Annotated in this window: 5 protein-coding genes; 3 read left to right on the plus strand and 2 right to left on the minus strand. The window is 45.1% G+C overall.

Annotated elements, in window-relative coordinates:
- Positions 1-594 precede the first annotated feature (594 nt).
- From IQR33_RS09100 to IQR33_RS09110, 3 genes are all read left to right on the plus strand, one after another.
- Positions 595-948 carry a hypothetical protein gene (locus IQR33_RS09100; RefSeq protein ID WP_005453713.1) on the plus strand — a complete coding sequence of 118 codons (354 nt, stop codon included), beginning with the start codon at positions 595-597 and terminating at the stop codon, positions 946-948.
- Positions 949-1,069: 121 nt separating this feature from the next.
- A complete protein-coding gene (locus IQR33_RS09105) occupies positions 1,070-3,070 on the plus strand; it encodes a HAMP domain-containing methyl-accepting chemotaxis protein (RefSeq protein ID WP_053303759.1) in 2,001 nt (666 codons plus the stop codon).
- 299 nt (positions 3,071-3,369) lie between these two features.
- Positions 3,370-3,849: a Dps family protein gene (locus IQR33_RS09110; protein WP_005388254.1), complete on the plus strand. Its 480-nt coding sequence runs from the start codon at positions 3,370-3,372 to the stop codon at positions 3,847-3,849.
- A 108-nt stretch (positions 3,850-3,957) separates the two neighbouring features.
- Here the strand turns inward: IQR33_RS09110 and IQR33_RS09115 are convergent, their stop codons facing one another.
- Both IQR33_RS09115 and IQR33_RS32670 read right to left on the minus strand, forming a co-directional pair.
- Complete coding sequence (locus IQR33_RS09115; protein WP_005388252.1) at positions 3,958-4,572, minus strand: HAD family hydrolase; 615 nt, start codon at positions 4,570-4,572, stop codon at positions 3,958-3,960.
- A 142-nt stretch (positions 4,573-4,714) separates the two neighbouring features.
- A partial coding sequence (locus IQR33_RS32670; protein ID WP_228013818.1) for a PQQ-dependent sugar dehydrogenase occupies positions 4,715-4,921 on the minus strand: 207 nt, incomplete at its 5' end.

The raw sequence follows: 4,921 nt of genomic DNA on the forward strand, positions 1-4,921 counted from the left end.
AGCAACCAGATATGGCGGGTATGGAATCTGGCGGCAGCGACTGGACAAGTGCGGGAGGTCAAGATCAAGGTGTTGACTTCACGGATGACTCTGGCAGCTTCGACTCGGATACTCAAACGGGTACTGACCAAGGCAACGATTTCGATCAAAGCTCAATGTAACCGGTCCTAGACGAGGTCAGTGTCATTGCTGCCCAAACCAAAGCCATGCAGGGCCTACTTTGCATGGCTTTTTTGTTGGGTTTCTTTCTATGAGCTGTAGAAAAAAAACTTGGAAATTGAAAAAAGTATTCTTAGCTAGTTTATACCCAAGTAACCTCGAGATGTTAGGTTCAGCGAGAATGGCTTGGTTTGTAGACGCGGCGGCGATTTAAAGGTCTAGTGGGTCTAAATCAAGAATCGACAACAAAGTATACAAACCAAGACAGCTCGCCCTTCGGGAGCGTGTCATTGACTCGGCTTCTGTATCAAACAACTTGGAAAGAGCTGACTATTACGCTGCGTTGTTTTCCTTGACCCCGAATCAATGACAACGCTCTGAATCCTGCATCTTGAAGTCACTTGGGTATAAGAGTCATTTACAAGGAGGAGCGACATGTACCGTTATGTCAGTTCACCAAAAGCGTCAAAGTACATAGTACCGCCGCCACTGCATCGTGAGTTGTCGTGTATGGATGTGCCGGAGTCAGAACTTGAGATGCGTGAAATTCTGAACAATTGGTTTGCCGATGGATTGGCGCCCATCATTCAGAATGAAGACAATTACATCTCTGCTAATGAGCAACAGCGCTTTGAGCAGCTCAGTCGCACGGTGGGCGTGTTACTGCGTAATAAAGATTACTACTTCGCCACTAAGCGGATTCTTTCGTTGTGGGAGCAAGACTGCTTAGAAACGACTTACGTTAATTATCTGATTTTACGTAGTGAGCGCATACCATACTTCGAATAAGCCCTATTTATAAGCTTAAAATAGTGGTTTACATGGTTTTCTTAGTAACTTTTGACACCTGTATTTAACATTTTTGTAAACATCGTTATATTTAAGGCTCATCGTTGTCAGGAGTTTATGGATGAACCTTACGATATCAGGGAAGTTGCAGCTCAGTTTTGTGCTGCTAGCCGTACTTTTTATGGCATCAGCGGTATTCACGTATCGCAACGTCACTACCGTAGAGCAATACGCCTCTTCGTTACTTAAATCCGATTTACCGACCGTCGACACCAGTCGCGGTATCCAACAGTCCGTTCAAGCGTCGCTGTCCTCGATTCGAGCCTACATGTTGCTAGGTGGCGATGAAGAGGCGAGCGCACGTCTGAGTGAGGACGTGCGTAATATCATGGCATCTACAGACGAGTCGCTTCCAACGTTGCAGGCGTTGATCTCTGAACAGGATTTTCAAGCGATCCAAAGCCAGTGGGACGCGGTAAAAGTTTCTCTAAACAAGCTGATTGAACTTAGCCACAGTGATGAGAACTTACCCGCACACAACCTCTTTATTAACGAAGCGGCACCCATTGCAGAAGTGGCACTTGACCAGCTTCAAAGCTTAATCAACGAAGAGTCAGGAAACCCATTCGGTGGAGACAGAAAACGTCTGTTCAAAGTTTATGCCGACAGCTATACCTCGCTCGCCAATGCACTGTCTGCACTGCGAGATTTCCTGTTATACGGGCAGCAAGATCACCTAGACAAATACCACGACTTGATTAAATACCACAATCAATCTGTGGCGGAAATCGATAGCAAACTCGACAGACTTACTGATAACGACCAATCTTTGTGGTCACTGTTTAAAGAAATGCAGCAACTGTACTTTCCTTTAGCAGAGCAGGTAATTGCATTGCGTCAATCGCCAGAGTGGAACGAATCAAACTTGTTAATGGCGAATGAACTGTTGCCAGCAGCGGATGCACTAGACCAAAGCTTAGAAACGATCGTATTGGCTCAGCAAAGTCGTGCAGATCAAAGTGGACAGGGCATTAATCAGTCGATCAAAAACGTACTCACCACCATGCTGATTGCCGCGGCATTGGTTTTGTTTGCCGCAGTAGCGATTTCAAAATACATGGGCAACACCATTGGTCGCCGAGTGAAAAACTTATCGGAGCGTGCAAAGACGATCGCTTCAGGGGACGTTTCTCAGCCTCCGTTAACTGTTGTTGGGAAAGATGAATTGGCAGACCTTACCGATTCGATTAACCGCATGAACCAATCGTTAGCGAGCATCGTGGCAGGGGTGAGTGAGAAAGCGCACCAAGTGGATACCAGTATGGGGGCTTTGTTGGAATCGGCGCAAGTCACTTCATCGAATGTAGAACAGCAACAGACCAGCATTGTTGAAATGGGAAGCCAATTGGATGAAATCGCTTTAGCCGCGCGTAACACCCTAGATCAAGCCAACCAATCAGTGCAGAAGCTTTCTGATTCAAAAGGCGAGATTGAACAAGGTCGTGATGCTTTAGAGCAAAACAAAGTCACTATGGAAAGTTTGCACGGCAGCATTGAAACCGCGAGTACGCAGGTGACGCAGTTAAGCAAAGAGAGCGAAGCCATTGGCCGAGTTACAGAGGTGATTGAAGGCTTAGCAGAACAAACTAACTTACTGGCATTGAATGCCGCGATAGAAGCAGCGCGTGCGGGTGACCAAGGACGAGGCTTTGCGGTTGTGGCGGATGAAGTACGTATGTTAGCGACTCGCACTACTCAATCGACGACAGAAATCAACGGTATCATCAATGCGATTCAACGCTCGACCAATTCGGTGGTAGAGGAGATTGAACACAGTCAATCACTTGCGGAGCAGGGCGCTGAGCACATTGAAAAAGCGGTAACTCGTTTGCTTGTTACTACTGAGCAAATAGGTTCCTTGAATGAGCAAATGGCAGAACTTGCAGCAGCGGCAGAGCAGCAATCTCATGCGACCAATTCGATCACTGGATTGATGTCCGGTATTACTCAATCAGTGGATGAAGTTTCGAATAACAGCCAACGTGCATCAGAGACATCATTGCAAGTAAAAGAGCAAGTTACTGAGCTGAATCAACAGATGGCAACTTTCAAAACGGCGTAGATAAGGTTTACATCTTTCATCGACTTTTGAACGTTAACCAAATAGTAAAAAAGCCCCAATCCTTTTTACACAAAAAGGGTTGGGGCTTTTTGTTGGATGATACGCCGATATTCGTCTGCTTGCTCATTGGATTTGGCTATTTAAATCATAGCTAAAACCAAATTCTCTTCGCCGAGCCGGAGTCGTAATATGACTCCATCGGCAGCAAATACTGCAAAAGAATTTTTAAACTTTATACCAATCCCGGTAAGAGAATCGTTCGTTACTACGATTGGTATCATCCTTCTAGGAGCAAGATTATGAACAAACAAGTAAGCCTAATTGGTCTAGACAGCGAACAATCAGCACAACTAGCTCAACAGCTAAATCAACTGCTAGCGCATTACCAAGTGTTGTACATGAACTCTCGCGGTTACCACTGGAACATTAAAGGTGCGCAATTCTTCGAACTGCACGTAAAATTTGAAGAGATCTACACTGATCTACAAACAAAAATCGATGAGCTTGCAGAGCGTATTCTAACTTTGGGTCATACGCCAGCGCACGCATTCAGCAACTACTTGGAAGCAAGTGAAATTAAAGAACATCAAAACGCGACTTCTGGTGAGGAGTGTGTACAAGGTCTGGTTCAAGGCTTTAGCGTTCTACTTCTAAAACAGCGTGAGATTCTACAAAACGCGGGTGAAGCAGATGACGAAGGTACAGCGGCATTGATGGGTGACTACATCCGTGAGCAAGAAAAATTAATGTGGATGCTTAACGCTTACCTACAAGGCTAAGCAGCGCATTACCCAAGCAATCCTTGGGAACGCATGAAACAATCGGGAATAAGTCATAAGGGGCACGTTGGTGCCCCTTTTTTTGTTTGCGTATTTTATATGTGTGCTTTATTTGCGTGGTAAGGATTCGAAACGGCTCAATAAATCACTGAGTTCATTAAGCGCCAACGAGGCTGAGTCATTGAAGGTTTCTTGATTACCATGATGCACAAGACAAGACGGCATCTGAGCGTTATACGCTGCCTGTAAGTCGTAAAGGTAATCGCCGACATAAAGCACTTCGTCCGGCATCAAACGCCACTCTTTCGCTAATACCTGCAGAGACAAAGGGTCTGGCTTGGGCGGGAAGCATTCACGAGTGATGACTCGTTCCACTGAGATTTGGTTGTGTTCTAGTTTGCGCTGCGTGGCGATTTGACAGTTGCGCGTCACGATAGCGGTTTTGATTTCATTTTGATGCAAGTGGGCGAGCAATTCATGGCAGCCAATCATTGGAGCAGACTGCTCAGCATCAGAAATCTCGTAATCAAATATCACGTTATGAGCGTGCTCTCGATGATGAGGATGCTCAAGTGCGTCGACAAAATCCAATAGATCTTCACTCTGCGGACAACCTAGCTGTTGTCGCAATTCGCCGAAGTTCATATCAGAACTCACCAAGGTGTTGTCTAAATCAAACACCACGGCTTTAATTTTATCGAGCTGTAAAGGGAATGGAATCATAATGACCTCGTACAACTTAACCGAACTATCGTTTTAAAAAACAAAAGGTTATTGTTAAGTTTAGATTCTTCTGCTTAGATTGTACGAAAATAAATCACTAGTACGTCACAAATTAAATAGTCTTAACGATTTTAGTGTTTGATTACCTTTCCTCAAGACGAAAGATTTTGCCGCTGTCGGTAGAAAAATAGATATAGCCATCGGGGCTGATGGTTATATCTCTTACTCGCTCTCCAAGACTCTCCATCAATCTTTTTGATTCGGTGAGCTTGCCATTATCAATAGAAACCACGTTGATGTGCGCCAGTTTTAATGCACCTGCGAGGATTTTCCCGTCCAATTCTGGGTA

Origin of the sequence: Vibrio sp. OPT46, from assembly GCF_015163535.1 — a bacterium.
Classification (GTDB): Bacteria; Pseudomonadota; Gammaproteobacteria; order Enterobacterales; family Vibrionaceae; genus Vibrio; species Vibrio alginolyticus.

Bases quoted from the DNA above. Each gene is read 5' to 3' on its own strand.
- IQR33_RS09100 (WP_005453713.1), top strand. From the start codon at position 595: ATGTACCGTTATGTCAGTTCACCAAAAGCGTCAAAGTACATAGTACCG.
- IQR33_RS09105 (WP_053303759.1), top strand. From the start codon at position 1,070: ATGAACCTTACGATATCAGGGAAGTTGCAGCTCAGTTTTGTGCTGCTA.
- IQR33_RS09110 (WP_005388254.1), top strand. From the start codon at position 3,370: ATGAACAAACAAGTAAGCCTAATTGGTCTAGACAGCGAACAATCAGCA.
- IQR33_RS09115 (WP_005388252.1), bottom strand. From the start codon at position 4,572: ATGATTCCATTCCCTTTACAGCTCGATAAAATTAAAGCCGTGGTGTTT.